The sequence below is a fragment of the Acidobacteriota bacterium genome, from assembly GCA_018001935.1.
In the GTDB taxonomy this organism is placed as follows: domain Bacteria; phylum Acidobacteriota; class JAAYUB01; order JAAYUB01; family JAAYUB01; genus JAGNHB01.
Genome location: JAGNHB010000010.1, coordinates 71,166 through 96,066 on the forward strand (window position 1 = coordinate 71,166; position 24,901 = coordinate 96,066).

General features: G+C 65.8%; 16 protein-coding genes. 5 read left to right on the forward strand and 11 right to left on the reverse strand.

The features are described 5' to 3' along the window. Position 1 precedes the first annotated feature (1 nt). Positions 2-565: a DUF2846 domain-containing protein gene (locus KA419_06245; GenBank protein ID MBP7865532.1), complete on the forward strand. Its 564-nt coding sequence runs from the start codon at positions 2-4 to the stop codon at positions 563-565. Positions 566-650: 85 nt separating this feature from the next. Here KA419_06245 and KA419_06250 read toward each other — a convergent pair whose 3' ends face one another. Together KA419_06250 and KA419_06255 are read right to left on the reverse strand one after the other, a co-directional pair. Beyond that, on the reverse strand, positions 651-1,064 hold the full coding sequence (locus tag KA419_06250) for an ACT domain-containing protein (protein MBP7865533.1): 414 nt from the start codon (positions 1,062-1,064) through the stop codon (positions 651-653). Between the two features lie 84 nt (positions 1,065-1,148). Continuing rightward, positions 1,149-1,976, reverse strand: a complete 828-nt coding sequence (locus KA419_06255; GenBank protein ID MBP7865534.1) for a SagB/ThcOx family dehydrogenase — start codon at positions 1,974-1,976, stop codon at positions 1,149-1,151. A gap of 975 nt (positions 1,977-2,951) precedes the next feature. Between KA419_06255 and KA419_06260 the strand changes: the two genes are divergently transcribed. Beyond that, complete coding sequence (locus tag KA419_06260) at positions 2,952-3,602, forward strand: hypothetical protein (protein ID MBP7865535.1); 651 nt, start codon at positions 2,952-2,954, stop codon at positions 3,600-3,602. A 307-nt stretch (positions 3,603-3,909) separates the two neighbouring features. Here the strand turns inward: KA419_06260 and KA419_06265 are convergent, their stop codons facing one another. Continuing rightward, entirely contained in the window at positions 3,910-4,914 is a 1,005-nt protein-coding gene (locus KA419_06265; protein MBP7865536.1) for a PD40 domain-containing protein, read from the reverse strand. Between the two features lie 331 nt (positions 4,915-5,245). Here KA419_06265 and KA419_06270 point away from each other — a divergent pair, with 331 nt between their 5' ends. Next, positions 5,246-8,605 (forward strand): TonB-dependent receptor, encoded by a 3,360-nt coding sequence (locus KA419_06270; GenBank protein ID MBP7865537.1) that lies wholly within the window; start codon positions 5,246-5,248, stop codon positions 8,603-8,605. 423 nt (positions 8,606-9,028) lie between these two features. Here the strand turns inward: KA419_06270 and KA419_06275 are convergent, their stop codons facing one another. The 6 genes from KA419_06275 to KA419_06300 all read right to left on the reverse strand — a co-directional run bounded on the left by KA419_06275 (position 9,029) and on the right by KA419_06300 (position 16,970). After that, entirely contained in the window at positions 9,029-10,540 is a 1,512-nt protein-coding gene (locus tag KA419_06275; protein MBP7865538.1) for a cobalamin-dependent protein, read from the reverse strand. A gap of 264 nt (positions 10,541-10,804) precedes the next feature. After that, positions 10,805-11,275: a YaiI/YqxD family protein gene (locus tag KA419_06280; protein ID MBP7865539.1), complete on the reverse strand. Its 471-nt coding sequence runs from the start codon at positions 11,273-11,275 to the stop codon at positions 10,805-10,807. Positions 11,276-11,473: 198 nt separating this feature from the next. Then, complete coding sequence (locus KA419_06285) at positions 11,474-12,868, reverse strand: MFS transporter (protein MBP7865540.1); 1,395 nt, start codon at positions 12,866-12,868, stop codon at positions 11,474-11,476. A gap of 361 nt (positions 12,869-13,229) precedes the next feature. Beyond that, a complete protein-coding gene (locus tag KA419_06290; protein MBP7865541.1) occupies positions 13,230-14,246 on the reverse strand; it encodes a glycosyltransferase in 1,017 nt (338 codons plus the stop codon). After that, positions 14,243-15,691: a radical SAM protein gene (locus tag KA419_06295; protein ID MBP7865542.1), complete on the reverse strand. Its 1,449-nt coding sequence runs from the start codon at positions 15,689-15,691 to the stop codon at positions 14,243-14,245. Before KA419_06295 ends, KA419_06290 begins: the two co-directional genes overlap by 4 nt. Positions 15,692-15,707: 16 nt before the next feature. Next, on the reverse strand, positions 15,708-16,970 hold the full coding sequence (locus tag KA419_06300) for a protein kinase (GenBank protein MBP7865543.1): 1,263 nt from the start codon (positions 16,968-16,970) through the stop codon (positions 15,708-15,710). A gap of 166 nt (positions 16,971-17,136) precedes the next feature. Between KA419_06300 and KA419_06305 the strand changes: the two genes are divergently transcribed. Then, complete coding sequence (locus tag KA419_06305) at positions 17,137-17,784, forward strand: zinc-ribbon domain-containing protein (protein MBP7865544.1); 648 nt, start codon at positions 17,137-17,139, stop codon at positions 17,782-17,784. Between the two features lie 153 nt (positions 17,785-17,937). Here the strand turns inward: KA419_06305 and KA419_06310 are convergent, their stop codons facing one another. Continuing rightward, on the reverse strand, positions 17,938-20,952 hold the full coding sequence (locus KA419_06310) for a hypothetical protein (protein ID MBP7865545.1): 3,015 nt from the start codon (positions 20,950-20,952) through the stop codon (positions 17,938-17,940). Positions 20,953-21,235: 283 nt separating this feature from the next. Here KA419_06310 and KA419_06315 point away from each other — a divergent pair, with 283 nt between their 5' ends. Next, positions 21,236-21,844 carry a hypothetical protein gene (locus KA419_06315; protein MBP7865546.1) on the forward strand — a complete coding sequence of 203 codons (609 nt, stop codon included), beginning with the start codon at positions 21,236-21,238 and terminating at the stop codon, positions 21,842-21,844. Between the two features lie 349 nt (positions 21,845-22,193). On the opposite strand, the gene KA419_06320 is transcribed toward KA419_06315, so the two are convergent. Then, on the reverse strand, positions 22,194-24,893 hold the full coding sequence (locus KA419_06320; GenBank protein MBP7865547.1) for a pyruvate, phosphate dikinase: 2,700 nt from the start codon (positions 24,891-24,893) through the stop codon (positions 22,194-22,196). Positions 24,894-24,901 lie beyond the last annotated feature (8 nt).

Consider the following 24,901-nt stretch of genomic DNA (forward strand, 5'->3'; position numbering starts at 1 on the left):
GATGCGAAGCATGGTCAGTGGAATCCTTGCGGCGGGACTGGTTTGGATGTTCCTTTCTCTTCTCGGTGCGGCGGCGCCCGCGGACCCGCCCGCCAGGAGCACCCCGGCCGCGTCGGGCGAGACGGAGGACAAGGAAGCCCAGAAAGCGCTGGAGGCCAAGGCCTGCGGAACCGCCGAGGTGGACTTCAGGACCACCACGGACAAGAAGCAGCACCCGACCCCTGAACCTCCCCCTGGAAAAGCGATGGTCTACGTGGTCCGCCCGACCATGATGGGTCACGGGATCCAGACCAAGCTGGCGGTGGACGGCTCCTGGGTCGGGGCCAACCGGGGGAAGTGCTACTTCTTCTTCCCCCTGGACCCGGGGGAGCACTACCTTTGCTCGCAGGCGGAAAACCGAAGCTGCCTGGTGATCTCGGTGGAGGCGGGGAAGACCTACTATCTCCAGCAGCAGATCAAAATGGGCTTCATGAAGGCCCGCAACAAGCTGGTACTTCTGGAGGATGCCGCGGGGAAGAAGGCCCTGGCGGACTGCCACCTCTGCATCTCGGAAATCAAGAAGTAAGCACGCCGCGGGATGGGCGACGCGAGAACGTCGCCCGGGCCTTCGCGGGGTGACGTTCGGCTGGGGCCCGCCAAGCCGTCTTCCTCTACCGCTTCCGCTTCGGCGGGGAGAGGAGGATGTTGACGCGGTGGCCGGCCTGTTCCCAGGCCTTGGACGCCCGGTCGATGTCCTGGGTGCGGACCAGGACGTAGTCCGTGTCGAAGGTGGAGATGACGAACAGGGAGATGCCGGCGTCGACCATGGGCTGGGAGAGGGCGGTGAGCACCCCGGTCATGGCCAGGTCCAGGGGGCCCTCCACCTTGAAGGCGCGCCAGCCCGAGTCCTGCTGGACCGCCGCGGGGACCTGCGCGGCGAGGCAGACGACGGAGAGTTCGTCCTTCGTGCGGGTGAGGGAGAGGAAACCGCTCGCGGGGACCCAGTCGGGGATGGGGGTCGAGGGCGGGAGCCGGCAGAGGGCCAACGAGTCGGGCTGCAGCGCGAGCGTGAGGGAAATCGCCATGACGAGTGCCTCCAGTGTCTTGGGCGGGCCGGCCTTCCTCGCGGGGGACGGGGCCGGGTCGGCCTTCCGCCCCCCATTGTACACCTATTCGGCTGTTTTTCCCACCGGCATCACGTAGAGGGGGGCTTCCTCACGGGTCATGTGCGTCACGAGCCTCAGCTTGAGGTCGGTGAAGGCGCCGATGGCGCACGTCCCCATCTTCAGGGCCGTGGCCTGGAGGTAGACGTTCTCGGCCGAGTGGCCCAGGTCCATGCACACGTAACGCTCCCGGCCCCGCTCGCCGTACTTCTTCGTCGTCCGCTCGTACACCGCGGAGTAGACCAGGGACACCGGCGCCTTGCGGGCCATCGTCTGCCCCAGGCACGCCTGGCAGAGGGGGTCCCGGACGTCCCCCTCGCGGACCTTCAGCAGGGCGTGGCCCTCGGGCTTGTAGAGGTAGACTCCGGCGGGGAGCCCCGTGACCTTCCCCGCGACGAGGTAGATCTCGAGGGGGTAGAGGGCGCCGGCCGACGGGGCGGTCTTGAGCCCGCCCCGGAGGAAGGGCGGGGCGTTCTCGATCTTCTCGGTGACCCCGTAAGCCGACCAGAGGAGTTGGGAAACCTCCTCCAGGGAGAGGGGGGCGTCGAGGTACTCCCGGACGGAGCGCCGCTGTGCGAGGGCCTTCTCGACGGAGAAGGCGCCGTCGCGCTTCGGCTCGGGCAGCGGGACCGGCGTCCCCTCGTGCTTGACGGGCAGCGTGCCCACCAATTGGGCCTCCTTGTCGGCCACGGTCTTCAGGAGGGTTTCCCACCGGGGGTCGGCGCGGAGGCCGGTGAGGTCGGCGTCGGTCTTCAGCGTGTCGACGTCGAGGTCCCCCCCGCTCTGCAGGCATTTTTCCAAATACCGGAAAGCGAAGTCCTTGTCGCCGGCCATCGCCCCGGTGCAGGCGGCGTTGTAATAGTCCGAGGTCTCCACCGGCCCGCTCTTGAAGGCTTCCTCGTAGAGGGGCATCGCCTCCGCGTGCTTGCCGGTGTAGGAGAGGACGCGCGCCTTCACGAGGGGGCTCCCCATGCGCGCCAGGACGGCCTCGAACTTTCCGGCCGAGACCGAAACCGCATCGGCGCCGGCTTCGGGGAGCTTGTCCATCAGGGTCTTCAGGCGGGCGGCGAAACCCGGGTTGACGCCCTTCAGAAAGGCCTCCCGAACCTCCGGGGCGGCTGCCTTGACCACGCGGAGCACGTCGTCGACGGCCCCCATGTCCTGGGCGACCATATTGAAGGTCATGAATTCCACCGGGTTGAAACCCGAGAGCTTCTTCACCAGATCATCGGGCGCGTTTCCGGCCGCGGCGAGCGTCGCCGCCGACAGGACGAGCCAAGCCGCGATCGTCATCCCTCGTTTTCGCATCGTCGTACCTCCATTGAAATTTCTGCGGGCAGGGGGCGGAAGGATTCACCCGGACCGCTCCCGCTTGGCGAAATGCGTTATACGGCCGGGAAGGTGATTTTTCTTCCAGGAGAGGCGAAGGTGCGTCCATCCCGTCGATACGTCAACGTCCGGCATCCCCGAAAAGTCCCCTCGCCCCCCGAACGATGGCTCAATCTTGATGCCCCCGCAAAAAGTCGCGAAAGGGAGATTTCCCGCGAATAACACGAATTAACGCGAATTTATGACACGAATAATATCTATCAGTTTTGACGGGTTCGTAAACAGTCGGAAGACGGACCGGAAAGTGTCTGTAACGCCTTTGTTTGAGCCATCACCCGGAGGGTGATGGTACTTTTTGCGACCGTGTCAGTTTTTGGTTTCCGATTCGCGTTCATTCGCGTGATTCGCGGGCATAAAAAGAATTTTTGCGGGGGCGTCAATGTATAATTGAGAAGACATCGATCCCAGGGAGGTTCCCCCATGCGCAACGCCACGCTGATCACCCTCGCTTTCTGTCTCCTGTCGGCCCCGGCCCTGCTGGCGGGCAAGACCCCCTCCAAGTCCAAGGGTTCGAAAACCGTCACCGTGACGGGGACGGTGGTGGAGGTGCAGGGTTCCGCCCTTGTCCTGGAGACCGCCGACGGCCGGGTGACCATCGACGCCGGCCACGGAGCGACGGTTTCCGGCGTTTGCGAATCCCTCGGGGACATCCACCCCGACGACGGCGCCACGGTGGTCTGCCGGAAGGACGGGGACGCGCTCTCGGCGCTTTCCGTTGCGGTCGAAGCCCCCGCCGCCGGGGACCAGGGCTCCGGTAAGAGCAAGGGGAAGACCGGGAAGTCGGACAAGACGGGAAAGGCGGAGAAAGCGGACAAGACGGCCAAGACGGATAAGGCGGGGAAGACGGGGACGTCCGGTTCGAAATCGGGAAAGGGCGGGGAGGAAGCGTCGGCGGAGGAGAGCCCGGCGTCCGGGTCGGGGAAGGGCAAGTCCAAGTCGTCGAAGGCGACGTCGGCGAAGGAGAAGTCCGGGGGCAAGGGGGCGAAGATGGAGGAGGGCGACGAAGGCGAGCCCGACCCGGCGGAACCCGAACCGAAAAAGAAAAAGGACTCGAAGGCCAAGAACAAGTGACGCAACCCGCTTCGCGACCACCCGGGCGCCGCGAACCGTCCGCCTGTCCCCTGGGCCGCCGACCCGGACAAGCCGGAAAAGGAACCACGAAAGGGAAAAGGACCACGAACCACACTAGCGAAGACTTTAGCGTTCAGAATCCCGGCGGTTTTCTTTGCGGGCTTTGCGCCTTGGCGAGATCAAGACCCGGGCAGGCTCCCGCCTGGGCGCAAAGACGCAAGGGAAGACGGCATGGGCTGCGAATCGGGATGAAGGCCGCCGCAAGAGCGCCTGTGTCCTTTGGGTTCCCTCGTCCCTTTGCGCCCCGTCAAGGTTTCGGCCGGAGTTTTTCGATCAGGGCCGTGCTCACCCAGTAGACGTCGCAATTCCCGTTCCCCGGGCGAACCCGTTCCTCCTGGAGCGCCCGGTAGGTCCTCGCCTCGCCGGCGGGCGCCGGGACACGGCGGGAGGAGCCGAAGAAGAAAAACCGGCCGTCGGGGGTCACGGCGGGCGAGGTGGCGGCGTCCCCCTTCCCGTTGACGGCAGGGCCGAGGTTGACGGGGGCGCTCCAGCGGTCGTCGGGGGTGCGGAAGCAGACGTAATAGTCGGCCCGGCCCAGGTTGTCCGGACGGTCTCCGATGCAGACCACGAGATAGCTCTCGTCGGGGGCGATGCAGGCGTTGAAGAGGTTGGGGCCGCCGTTCACCGCCCCGGGGAGCCGCTCGGGCTCCGCGTACGTCCCGTTCACACGGCGGGACCGGTAGATGGCGCTTCGCTTGTCGGCCTCCTCCCGGGTGAAGTAGAGGGTGCCGTCCCGGGTGAGGGAGGGGAAGAACTCGGGACGGTCGGAGTTGACGGGAGCGCCGAGGTTGTACGGTTCGCCCCACCCCCCGGCGGTGCGGTCCATGGCCCAGATGTCCTGGTCGGCCCACCCGGGTTTCTGCTCCTGGCCGGCGCGGGCCCGGGTGGAGAGGAAGAGGAGGCGCTTCCCGTCGGGTGCGACGCACGGCTCGAGGTTGAGGCACTTCGGGTCCCGGGAGAACGGGGCCAACTCGGGCCCGGTCCACCGGCCGTCCACCTGCCGGCAGACGGCGATCACTGCGAAGTCGTTCCCGAGGATGCCGAAGTAGAACTCTCTCCCGTCGGGGGTGACGGCCACGTCCCGCTCGTAGAGCCCCGTGGAGACGACCCCGGGGGCGAAGAGCACGGGGGTTTCGCCCGGCGGGGTCTCCCCGAGCCAGGGGCCGGTCCGGGCCGCCGGAGGCGCTTGCCCGGCGGGAAGGGGGGTAAGGGTCGCCAGAACGGCGAGAAGAAGCGGCACGCATCGTTTCATTCGGGCCTCCGGTCATGATGTCCGGGCTTTTACGGGGCGGACCCCGTGAAAGTTGCAACGCCGCCGCCGCCCGGGGCGAACCCTTGAAAAAGAATGAACAATCCGGTTCTGGCCTGGTTGGGCCCAGCCGGATTCAAAAATTTGTTCCGAGGGATTCAAGATTTTGGATTGCGAGGCAACCCGGCGGGGAGCTGCCGGGAAAGAATGGGGCTAAAGACTTTGTTTTGAGTCATGAACGGGAATGCCGAAAACGGGGCGACGTGGCATGCAAGTTGCTTATTCCTTGGTTTACTGTATCGGATTCGACTATCCATCATTTATAGGAGGTTCCATGACTAACTGGTTCAAGCGCTTTACGGTGCTCGCCGTCGTCGCGCTGATGGCCGCGTTCGCTTTCGCGGCTGATCAGGCGGTGGAAGGTACCGTCAAGGACGCCCAGGGTGGGATCCTCCCCGGTGTCAGCGTGACCATCACCAACGTCGACACGGGGATCACCCGAAACGTTCTCACGGACGACAACGGCAACTACATCTTCACCGCCATCCGGCCCGGCAACTACGAGCTGAAGGCCGAACTCGACCAGTTCGCCCCCTTCAAGGTGACGGACATCAAGGTCAGCATCGGCGACAAGTTGAAGTACGACGTCCGGATGCAGGTTGCGTCCCAGACCGAGCAGATCACCATCGTGGCCTCGGCCGAGCAGGTGGAAACCACCACCTCCCAGCTCGACACGGTGATCGACGGCAAACGCATTTCCGACCTGCCCCTGGCGTCCCGCAACCCCCTCGACCTGATGAGCCTCGCCCCCGGCGTGTCCCCCAACAGCAACTTCGGTCTCTCAGCCAACGGCGCCCGCGGCCGCGGCAACAACTTCCAGCTGGACGGCGTGGACAACAACGACAACACCATCGGCGGCGCCATGGTGGAGCAGAACGTCGACGCCACGGAAGAGTTCCGGATGGTCACCGCCACCCCCTCGGCCGAGTACGGCCGCGCCGGCGGCGCCGTCATCGACGTGATCGTGAAGTCCGGCACCAACGAGTTCCACGGCAACCTGTTCTGGTTCAACCGCCAGGACGGGTTCGACGCCAAGAGCTGGCGCGAGAACTACTTCGACCTTCCCAAGGGTAGCTACCGCTACGACCAGTACGGCGCCACCATCGGCGGCCCCATCGTCAAGGACAAGCTGTTCTTCTTCTTCAACACCCAGTTCCTGCGCATCCACGACACGGCCTCCATCGACGCCGAGGTCCCGACGGCCGCGTTCCGGGCCACCGTGACCAACCCGGCGATCGCCAACATCTTCAGCACGTATTACCCGCTCCCGAACACCGACTTCCAGGGCACCTCCGCCGCCTCCGGCATCTACACCTGGGGATCGGGCAACAGCGTGAACGCCGAGCAGTACACCATCAAGATCGACTACGCCCTCACCTCGAAGCACACCATCTCCGCCCGCTACTTCCACAACCCGGAGACGGACATCTTCGCGGCCGCCCTGCCCGGTCCCGACTACATCGGCGGCTACCCCCCGCAGAACCTCACCAACAAGGCCCTGGCCTTCGACTGGACCTGGATCGTCTCCCCGAGCATGGTCAACAACGTGAAGTTCGCCTACAACAAGCGCGACTTCGACATGACCGTGTCGCCGACCCTGACGGACTACAACCTCAACTTCACCAGCACCCGTTCCGGCGACTACCACTACTTCGAGTACTTCGGCAGCGGCCTGAACAGCTCCCAGTTCCGCAAGAACGGCACCTTCCAGATCAAGGACACCCTGACCTGGAACCTGGGGAACCACTCCCTGAAGCTCGGCATGGACTTCCGCTTCGCCTCCAACGACGGCGCGGCCAACTTCGGGCTCATCCCGGTGCTGGGCTTCAACCGCTACTGGTACACCAGCAGCTTCCTGAACAACGTCCGCACCGGTTTCGTGGACAACATCACCCAGACCGTCTACTCCGACGGCGTGACCTACCAGGCCGGCCTGGGCGACTACCGCGAGTGGCGCTCCAGGGAGTACGACTTCTTCATCCAGGACGACTGGAAGATCCGCCCGAACCTGACCCTGAACCTCGGCCTCCGCATGGAGTCCAAGCCGACCCCGACCGAGGCCCAGAACATGTACGGCAACTACCCCAGCTACGACGCCTACGCCAACGGCTACCGGATGATCAACCCCGGCAACTTCTTCGACCCCGTTAACTACGAGGCCGGCTACACCTGGGCCGACTTCCTGTACACCTGGGACCCCTCCATGGTGAAGTGGCAGGGTAACGGCGCCGAGTGCGTGCTGGACAAGAAGATCTACAAGGACCACAACGCCAACTGGGGCCCCCGCGTCGGCCTGTCCTGGGACCCCTGGGGCAACGGCAAGACCGCCGTCCGCGGCGGCTACGGCATCTCCTTCGACCGCATGTTCGACAACCTGCTCATCTGGACCACCTCCAACTCCCCCTTCGCCTACTCCAGCAACCTGCGCGGCAAGAACAACGGCGGCACGGGCATCTTCCCCGACAACGTCAACTACTACGGCCACGGGACCCCGATGCCGCTGGTGGCCCTCAAGCCCGAGATCCTCGAGCTGCAGGAATTCCCCACCATCTTCGACGACGACCTCGACCAGCCCTACATCCAGACCTGGAACATCGGCATCCAGCGCGAGCTGTGGCCCGGCAACATCCTGGAGGTCTCCTACGTCGGCTCCCACGGCGTGCACCTCCTGAGCCGCTGCAGCCCGATCCAGCCCAAGCTCACCGCGGCCTTCAACCAGGAAGCCTACGCCAACGGCATCTACAGCTTCTACGGCATCAACTACGAGCAGCTGTACCTGGACTACCTGGTGACCGCCAACACCCAGTTCAACGACATCAACTACATGGACGCCCACAACTGGTCCAACTACAACGGTCTCCAGATGACCTTCAACCACCGCTTCCAGGACGGCCTGCAGTTCTCCCTGAACTACACCTGGGCCAAGTCCTTCGACAACGGCTCCGAGGCGGTCATCAACTCCGGCAACCGCCAGGGCCAGACCGTCTGGGCCAAGGACTTCTGGGACATGAACTACGAGACGGGCTTCTCCATCATGGACGTCCGCCACAACTTCAACGCCAGCTTCATCTACGAGCTTCCCTTCGGCCCCGGCAAGTGGATCGGCGGCAAGACGGAAGGCATCGTGGGGCAGCTGATCGGCGGGTGGCAGGTCAACGGCATCGTTACGGCCAACTCCGGCCAGGGCCTTGACTACACCGCCGTCTACGACGCCCTCGGCACCGGCGTTCCCGGCCGCCCCGACGTGCGCGACCGGGTCTTCTCCCGCGATGCCAACCGCGTGGGCCCGACCCAGGCCAACTTCGTCTGGACCGGCAACATCGCCATCGACCAGCCCTACTACGGCTTCATGCACCCCAAGGGCGACTACTACCGCGGCAGCTTCCGCGGCCCGCGTTACTGGAACCTCGACTTCTCCCTCTTCAAGGAGATCAAGCTGCCCTGGTTCACCGCCGACGGCTCCAAGCTCCAGCTCCGCCTGGAAGCCTTCAACCTGTTCAACACCACCAACTACACGAACCCCAACCGGTCGCTGCTGTACACGCAGGACAACAACCCGCTCAGCGCCATGGGTTACACCTACAGCGCCTACGCGAACCGCGAGATTCAGATCGGCGTGAAGTGGATCTTCTAGTTCACCCTGCATCGGGATCGAAGGCCCCCGCCCCCGGGGGCCTTTTTTTTCGTTTCGGCGAACGCTGGCCATCGTCCGCCCCGGCCGCCTCGAACCGGAAACAGGGCCATCGCCCTCCGGGCGATGGCTCGAGCATGGGCTTTACCACCATTCTCCGTTTCGGTTTCGACATTTCGGGCTCAGGACGATTGCACGTTCAGGGATGACCGCTCCCTTACCTTCCAGGCGATGGCTCGAGCATGGGCTTTACCACCATTCTCCGTTTCGGTTTCGACATTTCGGGCTCAGGACGATTGCACGTTCAGGGATGACCGCTCCCTTACCTTCCGGGCGATGGCTCGAGCATGGGCTTTACCACCATTCGCCGTTTCGGTTTCGCCTTTCGGGCTCAGGACGATTGCACGTTCAGGGATGACCGCTCCCTTACGGTCGCGGCTCTGACGGCGATTTCCGTGAGCGATCCCGGCGGGGCGGCCGCCGGACGAAGGCCACGATGTTGCGCAGGAGGCTCTTGAGGAAGAAGCGGACCTCGGCCCCGGACTTCTTCGTCCCCTCCAGCCGGAAGCGGGTGGACCACCCGTACCACGCCACGTAGAAGAAGGAGTAGACCGGCCCGAGGGGAAGCCGGACCAGCAGGGGGACCAGGGGGCGGAGGAAGCGGAAGCTCGTCGTCAACCCGAAGAGCTTGTGGAGCCGCTGCACGCGGATTTTTTCCCGGCGGTCGGGGAAGGTGAGGGCGGAGTAGCTGTTGGTCCGCTCCGGCAGCTCGGGGGCGCCGCCCGGGAGGAACCCGTTCGCCGCGGCGTAGGCGGCGAGGTCTGTCCCCGGGAGGGGGAAGAAGAGCTGGGCCACCGCGAAATCGGGGCGGCAGCGGATGTTGAGGTCCAGGGTCTTGAGGTCGATTGCCATGGGGTGAGGCACCGGCAGGGCCAAAATGTTCTGGGTCATGCTGCGGATCCCGTGCCGGCGCAGCGTCCCGGCGAGGTCCACGATTTTCCGGTTGTCCACCCGCCGCTTGAGGAGGTCGTTGGAAACCTGCTCGTCGCCGCACTCGATCCCGAAGCAGATGGTGCGGCAGCCCGCCTCCTTCAGGCACCGGATCTTTTCCTCGTTGACGAAATTCACGTGGACGTTGCACATGAAGGGGACCCCGACCTCCTTCGGGTAGCGCTGCGCGAACTCCCCCAGCCAGTCCATGGGCAGGAGGGTGAAGATGTCGTCGTCGATGTAGGCGAACGCCATGCCGAAGCGGGCCTTGACCTCGGCCATCTCCCCGAGGAAATGGCTGACCGACCGGTGGCGGAGGATCCGCCCGCAACCGCGGAACATCTGGGTGAACTTGTGGTTGAAGCAGTAGGTGCACTGGTTGGGGCACCCGCGGGACGCCATGAAGATGTGGGTCTTGTTCCGCGCCAGGAGCGGGTCGCCCCGGACCATCAACTCGCGGTCCGCGAAGGGGGCCCGGTCGAGCTTCTCCTCCAGGGGCGCGGGCGGGTTGCGGGTGATCTTCCCGGCGAGGTGGAAGTGGATCCCCGGGGTCCCGGTGAAGTCCCGCCCCCGTTCGAAACGATCCAGGAAGGTGGGGAACGAGACGTCACCCTCCCCGAAGGCCAGGGCGTGGATGTGGGGTCGCTCGATGATGTCCTGGAAGAAGGTGGGGTGGGGTCCGCCGAAGAGGATGAAGTGGCGGCCCAACCGGTGCGTCCGCTCCGCCAGGGCGTCCAGGGCGTGAAATTCGGGGGTCATGACGCTGAAGGCCACGATGACCGGCCGGAAGGCGGCGAGCTTCTCGAAATAGCGGTCGCGGGCATGCAGGTCGGCGATGTGGAGGTCAGTCTCCCAGCCCAGGGCGCGGGCCATGGCGGAGAGCTGCATCACCCCGAGCCGCTCCATGGTGTAGAGGTTCTTGACGACGAACAGGATTCTCTTGTCCATGGCCCTCCGCCGAGACGGGCGATCTTAGCATCGTTTCAGGCCGAATTCAATCGGCACCGCGCCGATGGGCCGCTTCGCAGGGCGGCTCAACCCGGGTGAGCCCCGGCCTTGATGAGCCCGCAGGTCGTCCGAACCCATCAACCCCAAAGAACGCAAGAACACACAAAGAGGGCCGAACGCTTGATTTCAATGCATGGCAGACTTTTCATCCTTTGGGGTTGAATAGACGTTTTGCGGGTAGGTTAAGATGGTGCGAGGAGTGGGTTACCCCGGCGGGGCCGGGCGGGGGTCTCGGCGGACCCGGCGAATCGTTTCCTCGAGGGCCTGGAGGAAACGGGAGCGGTCCTTTTTGCCGAAAGGGGCGGGGCCTTTCGTCATCAGGCCCATGTCCCGCATCTGGCCGAGGATCTCCCGCGCCGCCAGGGCCTCGCTGATCCCGGTCCGCGTGAAGGCTTTCCCGGTCGGGCCGATCACCCGCGCCCCCTTCTCCAGGCACCGGGCGGCGAGCGGGATGTCCCCGGAGATCACGAGATCATCCGGTTGCGCATGGTCGGTGATCCAGTCGTCCGCCGCGTCGAAGCGGCCCTCCACGACCACCAGCCGCACCCACGGCTCCGCGGGGTGCCGCATCGGGGCGTTGGCGACGAGGGTGACCGTGAGACCGTGGCGCTTCGCGACGCGATAGATCTCTTCTTTCACCGCACAGGCATCGGCGTCCACGAAAATCTCGAGCACGGGGGACCTCGGCAAGGGGACTGAGAGAAAACGGGCCGTGCGAACCGCGCGATCGCGGAACAGCGGAGCTTTAACCGGTCTGAAAAGTCCGACAAGTCTGACAGGTCCGACAGGTCTGACAGGTCATCACCCCGCCAGCCAGGCCTTCAGATCACTCCGGGGCCACCCAGCCGGCAGCTTGTCGCCCCCGCCTTCAGCCTATGCCTTCACGTGCGACGGCAGTTCCAGACCGTGGCCCTTCTTCCGGTCCTCGACCTTGAGCAGGTAGGCGAAGAGCAGCCCCAGGATGCCGAACGCCATGAACGTCAGCATTGGGATGGTGTAGTTGTAGGCCACCAGGATGGTCCCGTCCGCCGCCGTCGTCCTCGAGATGACACAGAACTGGTCGAGTTCCCAGCCGATCAGGGCGGGCACGCCCATCAGGCCCCAGTTCTGGATGTAGAAGATCAGCGCGTAGGCCGTGCCGAGCTGCTTCTCGGGGATCAGCTTGGGCACCGAGGGCCACATGGCGGAAGGCACCAGCGAGAAGGCCACGCCCAGGACCAGCATCAGGAAGAGGGCGAAAAGCCAGTTGCTCAGCACCGGGAGGGCGAAGAGCAGGTGGACGACGATCAGAAGGCCGGAACCGAGGAACATGATGGAGGCGGCCTTGCCCTTGCGGTCCACCATGCGCCCGAAGACGGGGGTCATGAAGATGTTGCCGAAGGGGAGCAGGCCGGGGATCAGGCCGGCCAGGCTGGTATCGACCCCGTACTTCTGGACCATGAGGTCGTTGGCGTACTTGAGGAAGGGGAGCACCGCCGAGTAGAAGAGGACGCAGAGCATGGCGATGTACCAGAAGCCCTTGTTCTTCAGGATGAAGCCGATGTCCGAGAGGCGGAACGAGTCGTCCCCGCTCGCCTCCAGGTGGGCTTCCGAGGCGTCGAGCTTGCGGTCCATGACGTTGTAGACCAGGTAGCTGATGAAGCCGATGACGAGCATCACCAGGGCCAGCAGCAACGGGGCCGACACCGACTTGAAGGACTCGGCGATGGGGGCGCTGATCATGAGGGCCAGGGCCGTCCCGATACGGGCGGTGGCCAATTGCAGGCCCATGGCCAAGGCAAGTTCCTTCCCCTTGAACCACCGGACGATGACCTTGGACGTCGTGATCCCGGCCACCTCCACGCCCACGCCGAAGATGGCGAACCCGAGGCCCGCCAGGTAGATCTGGACGGGCATCCCGCCGATCAGGGGCAGCCAGTGGAGGATGGGCTTGGGGTCGAAGGTGTGGGTGATGGCGTAGTACTTCAGCAGGGCGCCGCCGACCATCAGCAGGGTGGACATGACCCCCGAAAAACGGATGCCCATCTTGTCGAGGATGATCCCGCCGATGATGAGCATCAGCAGGAAGACGTTGAACCAGCCGTAGGCGCTGGTGAAGACGCCGTACTGGGTGCTGCTCCAGCCCAGTTGACGTTCCAGCATGGGCTTGAGGGGGGCCATGACGTCGGTCATGAAGTAACCGCACAGCATGGCCAGGGAGACCGTGGTCAGGGTCGCCCACCGGACGGTGGCGGACTCGCGCAGGGACTTTTTCAGGGCTTCGGTCATCGCTTCCTCTTTGGGGTTGGTTTGCTCTCTCTCGCGCCGGCACAGCCGAATCCGGGTGATTATAGCTTGGATTCACCGCAAAGACAAACCTTCCCTGAGCGGTGCGGGCGAAAAATCGGGCCGATCCGTCGGATCCGTCGGATCGGACCGATCGGTCCGATGTCGATTCTGTTTTTATAATTCGTCAAATGTCTACTGAAAAGCAATCAGCGTCGACATCCCCCGGACGCCCGGATTCGGATCTCACAGCGGCACGGAGGCACGGAGAAGAATCATCAGGATTGTGGATTCCACTACACACGATTTGCCATTCTCCGTGCCTCCGTGCCGCTGTGAGAGGAAAGGCCTTTGGGGGGGATCGTCAACGCTGCCGGCGGAAGGCCTTTCCCGGCAGCGGGACGCGCAGGGCGCCCAGGAACCAGCCGGTGATGCGCGCGAAGGCCCGGGCCGCGAGAACCAGGGTGCCGAACGGGAGGAGGGACCCATCCCCCGCCCGCCGGGCCAGGCGACCGGCGGTGACCCCGCTCACCCCCAGCAGGGCCGCCAGGGAAGCCGCGGCCGCGACGGCAGCCGGGGGGGCCAGGCGGGGGGCGAGGGCGGCGAGGGCCGGGGCCGCCCCGGCGCCGGCCAGGGTGAGGGCGGCCAGGAAGGCGTCGAGAAAATCGCCGAAGCCGCTGTAGTCGTCGCCCTTCATATAGGCGGCATGGCGGCGGTAAAGGTGGCTGCGCCAGTAGCCGTGGACAAACTGGGTGCGAAGGTAGGGCCGCACGCGCTCGGGGTGCCGGTGCGCCACGGTGCAGGCGGGGTTGAAGGCGAGCTGGAAGCCGGCGCCCCGGACCCGGTAGGAGAGGTCGTTGTCCTCGCCGCTGGAGGTGGCGAAGGACTCGTCGAAGCCCCCCACCCGCTCCAGCACCTCGCGCCGGACCGCCAGATTGTACGAACCCAGCGCCTTCACCCGGGCGGGCATCCCCGCGTGGCGCCGGAGGATCTCGGCGTGGATCAGCCGCGAGAGCCGGTTCCCCGGGTTGGCGATGTCGTAGCTCCCGCCCGCCGCCCCCACCGCGGGGTCGGCGAAGGCCGCCAGCATGCCGTTCACCCAGCCCGGGGGCGGGACGCAGTCGGAGTCGGTGAAGAGGACCACGTCCCCGTGCGACGACCGCCACCCCGTGTTGCGCGCCGCCGCCGGCCCGCCGTTGGGCCGCCCGATGACGCGGACGGGGTATGCCGACAGGACGGCCGCCGTGTCGTCGGTGGAGCCGTCGTCCACCAGGACCAGCTCGGGAGGCCCGTCCGGCCCTTCCAGGGCCAGGAGCGCCTCCACCGTGGGCGCAACCGACCGGGCGGCGTTGTACACCGGCACCACGACGGACGCTCTCACCCGCGTCCCCCGCGCTTCTTGTCCCGGAAATAGCCGAAGAACTTCCGGGCGCCGTAGACCTTCCGCCGGACATCCCCCCACGATCGCACGGCGGCCATCATCTTCATCATCTGCCGGGGCCGCAGGTAGAACCGGCGCAACCCCTCGTCGATGAGGGCGTCGATTTCCGCCTTGGGCAGGTCGGGGTAGTTCAGCAGGGTGACCTGCTCGCCCGTTTCGCTCACCCACTCCCGCCAGTCCCGGGGGACGAGGAAGCCGCCGGCCTTCGCCCAGTCGTACATCTCCGTCCCCGGGTAGACGCAGATCCCGGAGAACTGGACGGTGTCCATGGGGAGGGAACAGGCGAAGTCGATGGTCTTGCGGGCCGACTCCCGGGTTTCCCCAGGGGCGCCGATCATGAAGCAGCCATGGACCGTCAGGCCGGTCTTCCGGGCCGCCCGGGCGAACCGGCGGCTCTGCTCGAGGGTCACCCCCTTGCGGACGGCGTCCAGGGCCTCCTGGGTGCCGAACTCGAAACCCGTCATGAGCATGCGGCACCCCGCCCGCTTCATCAGGGGGAGCAGGGACAGGTCGATGTCCACCCGGGTGTTGCAGCTCCAGCGGACCTTCAGGCCGCGCCGGAGGATCTCCTCGCAGACCCCCGACACGTGGGCCGGAAGCGCGGAGAAGGTGTCGGTTTCGAACATGATCTCCCGGATCCGCGGGAAGACCCGCAGGTCGGATTCCATCTCGTCCACCACCCGGGCGGGGTCGCGCATGCGCAGGCGGCGCCCCCCGCTGATCTGGGGGTCCTGGCAGAAGGTGCACCGGGCGAAGCAGCCCCGCCCCGAGAGGAGGGTGAGGAAAGGGAAGAGCTTGCCCGCGTCGGGGTACCACTCGGGGCGCACGTGGCGCCAGGCGGGGACGGGCAGTTCGTTCACGTCGAGGGGGGGCGGGAGCGGGTTGTGGGTGACGACCCCGTCGCGGCGGAAGGAGAGCCCGCCAATGTCCCGGCGGGTGGGGTCGGCCGCCAGGTCGCGCAGGGAGAAGTCGTACTCGCCCCGGAGGATGACGTCCACCCCGTCCCCGGCGATCCGGAAGGTGTCGTCCGGCTCCGCGGTCGCGTGGTTGCCCACCAGGGCCACCACGGCGTCGGTCCGGGCCTTGATGGCCGCCGCGAAGCCGAGGTCGCTGTAGATGGAGGGCGTGGTGGTGTGGAGCACCGCCAGGTCGGGCCGGAACCGCTCCGCCTTGGCCAGGACCCGGTCCCGGGCCACGTCCAGCGCGGCCCCGTCGAGGAAGAGAACCAGGTGCCCCACCTGCTCCAGGACCGCCACCGCGGTGAGCAGGTAGTCGGGGTGGCGCTGGACGCGCCCGCGCGACCGGGCGGCCCAGCGGGCCGAGCGGACGAAGCCGGGAAGGAAGGGAGGGTTGAGGACGAGGACGCGTGCCCGGGTGTTCTCCATGGCGTCAAGCCCCGTGTCAGCGGGCCCGCGAAGGGGGATCGCAGCAGGAGAACCGGCCCAGGACGAACTCGATCAGGTCGTAGTCGGCCAACCGCTGGCCGGGGTCCGGGTGCATCAGTCCCCGGATCATCTTTCCCAGTTCCGGCGGGACCCCCCGGTCCTCCGGCAGCACGACGTCGCCCTTCTGCTTCCGTTCCAGGAGTTCCGCGATGGGAAGGCCCCGGAAGGGGGAGCTTCCGAAGAACAGGTCGCAGAAGACGACGCCCAGGGCATAGAGGTCCGAGACGGGGTTCGCCTCGCTGAAGGCCGCCAGGCACTCGGGGGCGATGTACTCCAGGGTCCCCTCCAGGGAACCCGTCTGGGTGATCTGCGGGACTTCCGCCACCTTGGCGATGCCGAAATCCAGGATGCGGATCCGCTCCCCCGGCTCTTCCGCCCCGTTCTCGATGAAGATGTTGCTGGGCTTGAGGTCCCGGTGAACCACCCCGCTCGCGTGGATGTGCCGGAGGATCTTCACCAGGGCGACACCGAAACGGCAGCGGCCGCCCAGGTCCCCGGGGTCCCACTGATGCAGAAAATCCCCCAGGTTCTGCCCTTCCAGGTACTCGGTCACGATGTAGGGGCGGTTCTCGTGCCAGCCCTGGTCCAGCACCCGCACGACCCCCGGGTGGCGGACCTTCTCGGAGACCATCACCTCCCGCTGGAACCGCTGCAGGCGGATGGCGTCGCTGGAGACGTCCCGCAGGACCTTGATGGCCACCACGCGCCCCTCGCGGGTGTCGCGGGCGCGGAAAACGGTCCCCATCCCGCCTTCGCCCAGCGTTCTCTCCACCAGGTAGGGGCCGACCATCCGGGCCGCGGCGGGGGCGGCGACCGCCTCGCGCTTGAGCTTCTCCCGCTCCATGCACCGGGCGTGGGCTTTCCGGAGGACCCCCCAGAACTGCTCCTCGCCGATGGGCTTCTGGACCCAGGCGAACAGGTGCCCCCGGTTGATGGCGTCCACGGCAACGGTGATGTCGGAAACGGCGGTGACGAGGATGTGGACCAGGTCGGGGAAACGGCTGTGGGTAATGGCCAGCAGTTCGATGCCCGTCATCCGGGGCATCATCTGGTCCGTCATGAGGACGTCCACGTTCTCGATGTTGAGGACCTCGAGCGCGTCGAAGGCGGACTCGGCGGTGAGGACGCGGAACAACTCCAGCTCCTCCGCCAGGCTCTCCAGGAGCCGCCGGATGTTGGGGTCGTCATCCACGATCAGGAGGGTGTAGACGGGGTCCATGGGCCATCCACGCGCCGGTGTCGAACGCATTATACAACACGAACGGGCCGGTCCCGCTCAAATTTTGTCGTCCGACATTTTGGTGGACGCGGCGGGCGCCTGCGGGTACAATACCGCGTTACGTCGCCGCCCGGGCCGGCGGCATTCCATCGGAAAGGCATCGATCATGGGAGACAAATTCGAGTACGTCCACGAGTGCCGCGACCTCAGCACCGACCGGGGCTACCAGTTCGAGTTCATCTGCAACAAGTGCCACTCCGGGTACCGCTCGACCTTCAGGGCGTCCGCCACGGGGGGGATCAAGGAGGTCCTGGACGTGGCCGGGGGCTGGTTCGGCGGGATCTTCGGGAACGCGTCCGACGTCAGTCACCGGGTCCACAGCGCGAGCTGGCAGAAAAACCGGGACAAGGCCTACCAGGAGGCCCTCAAGGAACTGGCCCCGGACTTCGTCCAGTGCCCTCGCTGCAGCGGATGGGTCTGCCGCAAGAAGTGCTGGAACACCAAGAAGGGCCTCTGCAAGGGCTGCGCGCCGGACCTGGGCGTGGAGATGGCCGCCGCCCAGGCCAGCCGATCGGTGGAGGAGGTCTGGGCCCACGCCGCCATGGCGGAGGAGGACAAGAAGCTCTCCACGGAGAACTGGCGGCAGAACATCCGCGCCTCCTGCCCCCAGTGCGAGGCCCCCCTGGCCTCCAACGCCAAGTTCTGCCCCGAGTGCGGGGCCGCGTGCAAGGTGGAGAAGCACTGCACCGAGTGCGGAACCAAGGTCCAGCCGGGCGTCAAGTTCTGCCCCGACTGCGGCGCGAAGCAAGGCTGACCCCCCCGTTCGTACGCGTCGTCCCGACGCGGACGAAGTTCCTACGCGTCGTCCCGACGCGGACAAAGTTCCTACGCGTCGTCCCGACGCGGACAACACTCGAGGTCACCCCAATCCCCGCACCCCCGCGCCGGGACGGCGCGTGCGAACCTCCTATTTCGTCAAGGATTTCTGCCAGGCCTGATATTCCTCCGAACGCGTGAACGCCTCGAATTGGGGGTCCTTCAACGCCTCGGACAAGTCGATGTCAAAGTGCTTTTTCAACACATCGCACCAGGTCGCAGCCGCGGCAAAACGCTCCTCCTGGATGTCGCAGAACAGGAGCACCAGGCAGGGGTCCTCGAAGTCCGGATCCAGCTTCCGGACTTTTTCCGCCAGCCTGCGCGCCTCATCCAGTGTCCCGCGCTGGAGGGCAACCGTCGCGCGCTCGGAGTCCAGGTAAGGGTCTCCCTGGATTTTCCGGTCAAGCGCTTCGAGGGCTGCCGACGCACCGTCAAGATCCTCGGTTCTCTCGGCGTGATCGTACCTCCAGGACTCGACGATCGGGTCGTTCGGGAAAGCCACGGAGAAGCTCCGGATCGCCTCGAGCAGTTCTTCGTCGCCCTGCAGGCCGGCCAGTTCCATCCGGATCGAGTACCCCAGTCGTGTCGCCTTCGTGCCGGCGGAAACGTCCCCCCACAGCTTCAGGGCCTCGGCAAGGTCCCCGGCGAGCATGGCCTGCCGAACGTCCTGAACCGTCGTCAAGTCCCGGGAGAGGTCGGCTGCCGGCTTCGACAGGCCCGAACCCGTCACGCCGCCCAGGATGATGACCAGTGCGCTTTTCAGTGTCTTCGACAAGGACAGCCCGGCGGAGAAGGAGTAGCTGTCGGTGACCTTCAGCGCTCCGGACGGCGTTTCCTGCACCATGGCGTCGAGGTAATCGATCCCCGTGGCCCCGATGATTCGGAACCGGACCCGTTTCTCCCCATCGACTTCGAGGACCCGAATCATCCGAAGCCTGTTCCGGTTTTGCTCCATGATTTCCATGTTCATCGTGAAGGCGTTTCGGAAGCCGATCAGCATCCCCGAGCGAAAGTTCCTGGCCGTCTCCGGGTCCAACGCCAGTTCCGACTCCACCGAGCGGAAAAACAACTCCATATCGTAGAGTTCCATGGTTTTTTCAACCGAGCGGGTGTTGTAGGCCTCCGCGATCCGCCGCCCGAGGTCCAAATATTCCGCCTCCGGCCGGCTGGAAGGCCCGGGCGGCTTCTCCGGGGTGGCCTCGGGATGGTCTTCACCGGTCCGGAGCGTTCCCGTTTCGTCGATGGACAGGACCCGGCCGGTATTGGGGCCCACGCCGCGGGCCTCGCACCGGAAACCCGTTTCCGTGGCCTGGAGCGAGTAGCGATAGCCGTCGAAAACGGGGTCGTCCGTCCCGAAGCGGGCGTCCAGGAGGCCAAGGCCAACCAGCTCGGCGAAGGTGGCCCGTCGGGACGGGGCCCCCTTCAGGGCGGCGTAGGCCTCCTCCGCCAGGGAAACGAGGTGCAGGGTGGCGACGGCGGCATTCCGCTGGGCGGACAGTTTCGCCTCCAGGAGCGAAGGGATGGCTATGACGCCGGCCATAAAGGGGACCATGAGGCGCGTCCCCTGGGTGTTCATCCGGATCAACACGCTGTTTGGCCGGGCGTTGAGGCTCACGAACGCCGACGAGCCCGGCTTGAACAGTGTGCCGAAGACGGCCTTCAGCTCGTCCTGCCCTTTTTCCAGGGGCATCAGCTTCAGGATGTCCCCGGTGAACAGCTCGTAGGCCAGGAGGTCCGCCCCCCCGCAGCGCGGTGTCCACAGGGCCTCTTTCGCTTCCAGAACCTTCCGGACGCGGTCGGTGTGACCCAAAAAGAAGGTGTCACCGGCCCGTCCCAGGGAGAGGGAAGCCCCCTCTTCCGCCAGGGTGAAGAGCTCCCCGTCGCCGAGCTTCACCGGGTCCGTGCGCGTGATCGTCTTCACCTTGGCGAAGAGGGCGTCGATGACCGAAGGATCCGCCAAGCGGGCTGCCAGGATGAGGTCCGGCAGATGGAAACCGGTCTTCTTCCCGGAAAAATCATCGGGGCGCAAGTAGAAGGCCCCGCCCAGGGCGACCTTGCCCTTCAGGGTGCCCAGGAGGTTCTCCCATTCCGTCTGGAAGGCTGCGCCGCTCTCCGCCTCCCCCCCGGTTTTCAGCGGCGCTTTTGCGGCCATTGCCCGGCAAAAGGCGGCTAGCTCCTCCGTCCACTCCACGTTGACGCTGAAGGCGAACGCGGGCTTTTCCATCCGGGAAAGGAGGGTGCCGCACTCGAGGCCCGGCTGGAGGCTGCCGACGAGCGGGAGCGGGAAGCGGGTGATCGCACTCAGCGCGCTGTCGCGCTCGCCCAGGACCAGGGAGAACGACTTCACGGCCTTCACGAACAGGGCATGAGCGTCGGAAGGGTCTTCCGAACGGCTCGGGAAGAGGCGTTCAAAATCCCGGATGAACAGGCTGATATAACCGCTTGCCGGGACGGGGTCCACCGCTTCCCTGAAATCGGGGTCGGCCGCCAAGGAGGCGGCCTCGTCCAGGTCGAGGATCGCCTGGAGGCGCTGGTCCATCCCGGAGAGCTTGTCGGGGGACGCCAGGGCATAGGCGCGATTCCCCTTGAAGGCGAGGCTGAAGGAGTTTTCTTCGCCATTTTCGATGAGGTGATGGAAGACCTGCCCCTGGCCGTCCGCTTTCACCAGCCGGAGTCCGGCACGGTCGGTCCATTGCCGCAAACGCTCCATCATTCGGGCTTCGTCACGAAACCCCGCCACGAGGAGCATCAGATTCGCTCCCGGCTCCGCCTTGAACGCAAACCCGACCGGTTGGTCCAGGGCGAAGCCGGCCTGACCCCAAGCCTCCGCGGACGTCGCGTCGAACCCCAGGACGCGCGTGGACTCCTCCCCGGCCTGGGCCCAGGTGCGGGTGATGCCCGGCATCCCGAGTTCCCCGACGATCCCCGACACGAGGCCAAGCAGGTCGTCGAGGTCGCCGAGGGCCACGAGGACGTGAAAGTCTTTCGGGACCGTGTGCGCCAAGCCTTTCAGCGATCCGGCCGGCGCGGTCGGGGCTTCGCCGCAAAGCCACGCGGCCGTGCAGACGAGGAGGAGGACAGAAAGACTCAACCGTAGTGATTTCATGGCATAACCCCTTTCTTCGCCTTGCGTTTTTTCCGCTTCCCTGATGTCCGGAGGAGGCCCCTGGAACATAGCCGCAAACGGGGACGGAATCAAGGGAAAACGGTGTCGGTGACCGGCTGGCGAAGGTTATCGGCCACGAGCCCGCGATTAACCACTGGAGCGATGCGGCGAGTCCTCGGGCAATCATTTGACGGATCCATGACATTCCCGTGACAAGTCGCCGGTCCCGACGCGGGATACTGACCCTGGATGATGAATCCGAATTTCACCCCAGGAGGGAACCATGAACCGAATCATTCTGATCTGCACGCTGCTGACCGCGTTTTGCACCGGGTTTTTCCTTGCTCGTGACACCGAGGGGTCGTGGGACCGGGTGACGTCGATCTCCCCGGGCCAGAACATGGTGGTGGTGACCCAGAAGATGAAGTCGTACACCGGGAAAATGGAGTTCGCGAACGACGCCGTCCTCACCCTCTCCGTCGATGGCACATCCATGACCTTCGCCCGGCCGGAGGTCTTCCGCGTCAGCTTGCGGCCGAAGAACCGGCGGGCGCGCAACGTCCTCATCGGCGCCGCCATCGGGGCCGGCGCGGGCTTCGCCGCCGGCGCGGCGTTCGGTGCCCGGTACGGGGAGAGCAGCGAGTCAGGGGAGCCCCATGCGTCCGTATTATTCGGGACCCTCGGCCTCCTCCCGGGCGCGGGCGCCGGCGCCCTGGTGGGGGCGTTCATTCCCGTGAACCAGACGGTCTACCGGGCCGAAGTGAAGACGGCGCCTGGAGAGGGGAGGCAGGCTGCTGGCCAGGGAAGCGCGAAAGGACCAAAGGACGAAAAGGACCAACAGGACCAGAGGGACAATCCGGGGGAAGGGTGCAGGGTAGCGACGGTGAAGTGAGTCCGGCTCCGGAAGCAGACCGATGGTCTCGCATCAGGAAACTGGAAACAGACGGGACTTGTTCGTAAACCTTTGGTTGAGCCATTGGCTGGAAGCCGATGGCTCTTTTTGCCCCCGGCGGCACGCGGGGCATGCGCGACCCGGGTCGTCCGGGGCCGGACCTCAGACGGCCAAAGGCGAGAGACGAAAGACCTTGGACAGTCGCTGGGCCAGCTCCAGGTCCTCCCGCTGCCGACATCGCCGCCGCCGTTTCCGTACGCTCCAGCGCCGCCCGGCAGGCGGCGCGTACAAAAAAACGGACGCCCGCCGCGGGCGTCCGTTTTTTTCTTGATAAAAATCCGAAGGATTTTTATTTCTGCTGGGTGCCGGCGTCCACGCGGGTCTTGGCGACCGACTGGGCGGCGGCCAGGCGCGCGATGGGCACGCGGTAGGGGGAGCAGCTCACGTAGTTGAGGCCCACCAGGTGGCAGAACTCCACGGAGGAGGGCTCGCCGCCGTGCTCGCCGCAGATGCCCAGCTTGATGCCCGGGCGGCCCTTGCGGCCCCGTTCCACGGCCATCTTCACCAGCTGGCCCACGCCGTCGCGGTCCAGGATCTGGAAGGGGTCCTTCTCCAGGATCCCCTGCTTGAGGTACTCGCGGATGTAGACGCCGGCGTCGTCCCGGGAGTAGCCGAAGGTCATCTGGGTGAGGTCGTTGGTGCCGAAGGAGAAGAACTCGGCCACGCCGGCGATCTCGTCGGCGGTGACGGCCGCGCGCGGGATCTCGATCATGGTGCCCACCATGAACTCCACGCGGAAGCCCTGCTCGGCGAAGACCTTCTCGGCGGTCTCACGGACGATGTCGGCCTGGCACTTCAGCTCGCTCACGCGCCCCACCAGCGGGATCATGATCTCGGGCAGGACGTTGACGCCTTCCTTCTTGGCGATGCAGGCGGCTTCCAGGATGGCCCGGGCCTGCATGCGCGTCATCTCGGGGTAGACGATGCCGAGGCGGCAGCCGCGCAGCCCCATCATGGGGTTGAACTCGTGCAGCTCCTCCACGCGGGCCAGGAGCTTCTCCTTCTCCTCGATCTCGGCCTCGGGCGCCTTGCGCTCCTTCATCACGGCCACTTCCACCATCAGTTCCTCGCGCTTGGGCAGGAACTCGTGCAGGGGCGGGTCCAGGGTGCGGATGGTGACCGGGTAGCCGTCCATGACGCGGAAGATGCCCAGAAAGTCCTCGCGCTGCATGGGGAGCAGTTTCGCGAGGGCCTCCTCGCGGGCTTCCACCGTGCGGGCCAGGATCATGGCCTGCATGTGGGGCAGCCGGTCCGGGGCAAAGAACATGTGCTCGGTCCGGCAGAGGCCGATCCCCTCGGCGCCGAACTCGCGGGCCACCTTGGCGTCGCGCGGGATGTCGGCGTTGGTGCGCACCTTCAGGGTGCGGACCTTGTCCACCAGGGTCATGAATTTGCCGAAGTCGCCGCTGCGCAGGTCGGGGGAACTGGTCTTCAACTGGCCGACGTAGACCTCGCCCTTGGACCCGTCCAGGGAGATGTAGTCCCCTTCCGTCAGGGAGAGGCCGCCGGCGAAGTCGATGGTCTTGCGGTCCTCGTCGATCTTGACGTCGGCAGACCCGGCCACGCAGGGGATGCCCATGCCGCGGGCCACCACGGCGGCGTGGGAGGTCATCCCGCCGCGGGCGGTGAGGATGCCCTGGGAGACTTCCATGCCGTGGATGTCGTCGGGGCAGGTCTCCAGGCGGACCAGGACGACCTTTTCCTTTTTCCCGGTCATGGCCACGGCGTCCTCGGAGGAGAAGACGATGCGGCCCACGGCGGCGCCGGGGGAGGCGGGCAGGCCCTTGGCGATGACCTCGAAGGTGTTGCCGGCGGCGAAGACGGGGTGCAGGAGCTGGTCGAGCTGCTGGGGTTCCACCTTCAGAATGGCCTCGTCGATCGAGATCAGGCCCTCGTCCACCATGTCGCAGGCCACCTTCACGGCCGCGGCGCCCGTGCGCTTGCCGTTGCGGGTCTGGAGCATGAAGAGCTTGCCTTCCTGGACGGTGAACTCGAAGTCCTGCATGTCGCGGTAGTGCTTCTCGAGCCGGTCGGTGATGGCCTTCAGCTCGTCGTAGACGTGGGGCAGGATGCGCCTCAGCTCTTCCAGCTTGAAGGGGGTGCGGATGCCCGCCACCACGTCCTCGCCCTGGGCGTTGGGCAGGTACTCGCCGTAGAACTCCCGGGCGCCGGTGGAGGGGTTGCGGGTGAAGCCCACGCCGGAGCCGGAGGTCTCGCCGGTGTTGCCGAACACCATGGCCTGGACGTTGACGGCGGTCCCGATGGTGTGCGGGATGTCGTTCATGTTGCGGTAGTGGATGGCGCGGTCGTTGTTCCAGGACTCGAAGACGGCGTTGACGGCCAGCATCAGCTGCTCCTTGGTGTCCTGGGGGAACTCGCGGCCGATCTTCTCGAAGACGTACTTGCGGAAGCGGGCGGCCAGCTCCTTCATGTCGTCGGCGTTCAGCTCGATGTCCTGCTTGACGCCCCGCTCGTGTTTCATGTGGTCGATCAGGTGCTCCATCTCCTTCTTGGAAACGCCCAGCACCACGTCGGAGAACATCTGGATGAAGCGGCGGTAGCAGTCCCACGCGAAGCGGGGGTTGCCGGTGCTCTTCTCGAGGGCGAGGACCGTGTCGTCGTTGAGGCCGAGGTTCAAGATGGTGTCCATCATCCCCGGCATGGAGAACTTGGCGCCGGAACGCACGGAGACCAGCAGCGGGGCCTCCGTGGAGCCAAGCCTGCGGCCGAGGACGCCCTCGAGGCGGGCCAGGGCGGCGTCGATCTCGGACAGGATATGCCCGGACAGCTTCTTCTCGTTGTCATAGTAGAGGGTGCAGGCGGCCGTTGAGATGGTGAAGCCCGGGGGGACGGGCAGCCCGGCGTTGGTCATCTCGGCCAGGCCGGCGCCCTTGCCGCCCAGCACGTCCTTCATGGTGCCGGCCCCTTCGGCCTTCCCCTCGCCGAAGAAATAGACGAACTTGTCCTTGGAGCAACTGTTGCAACTCATTATGGGAT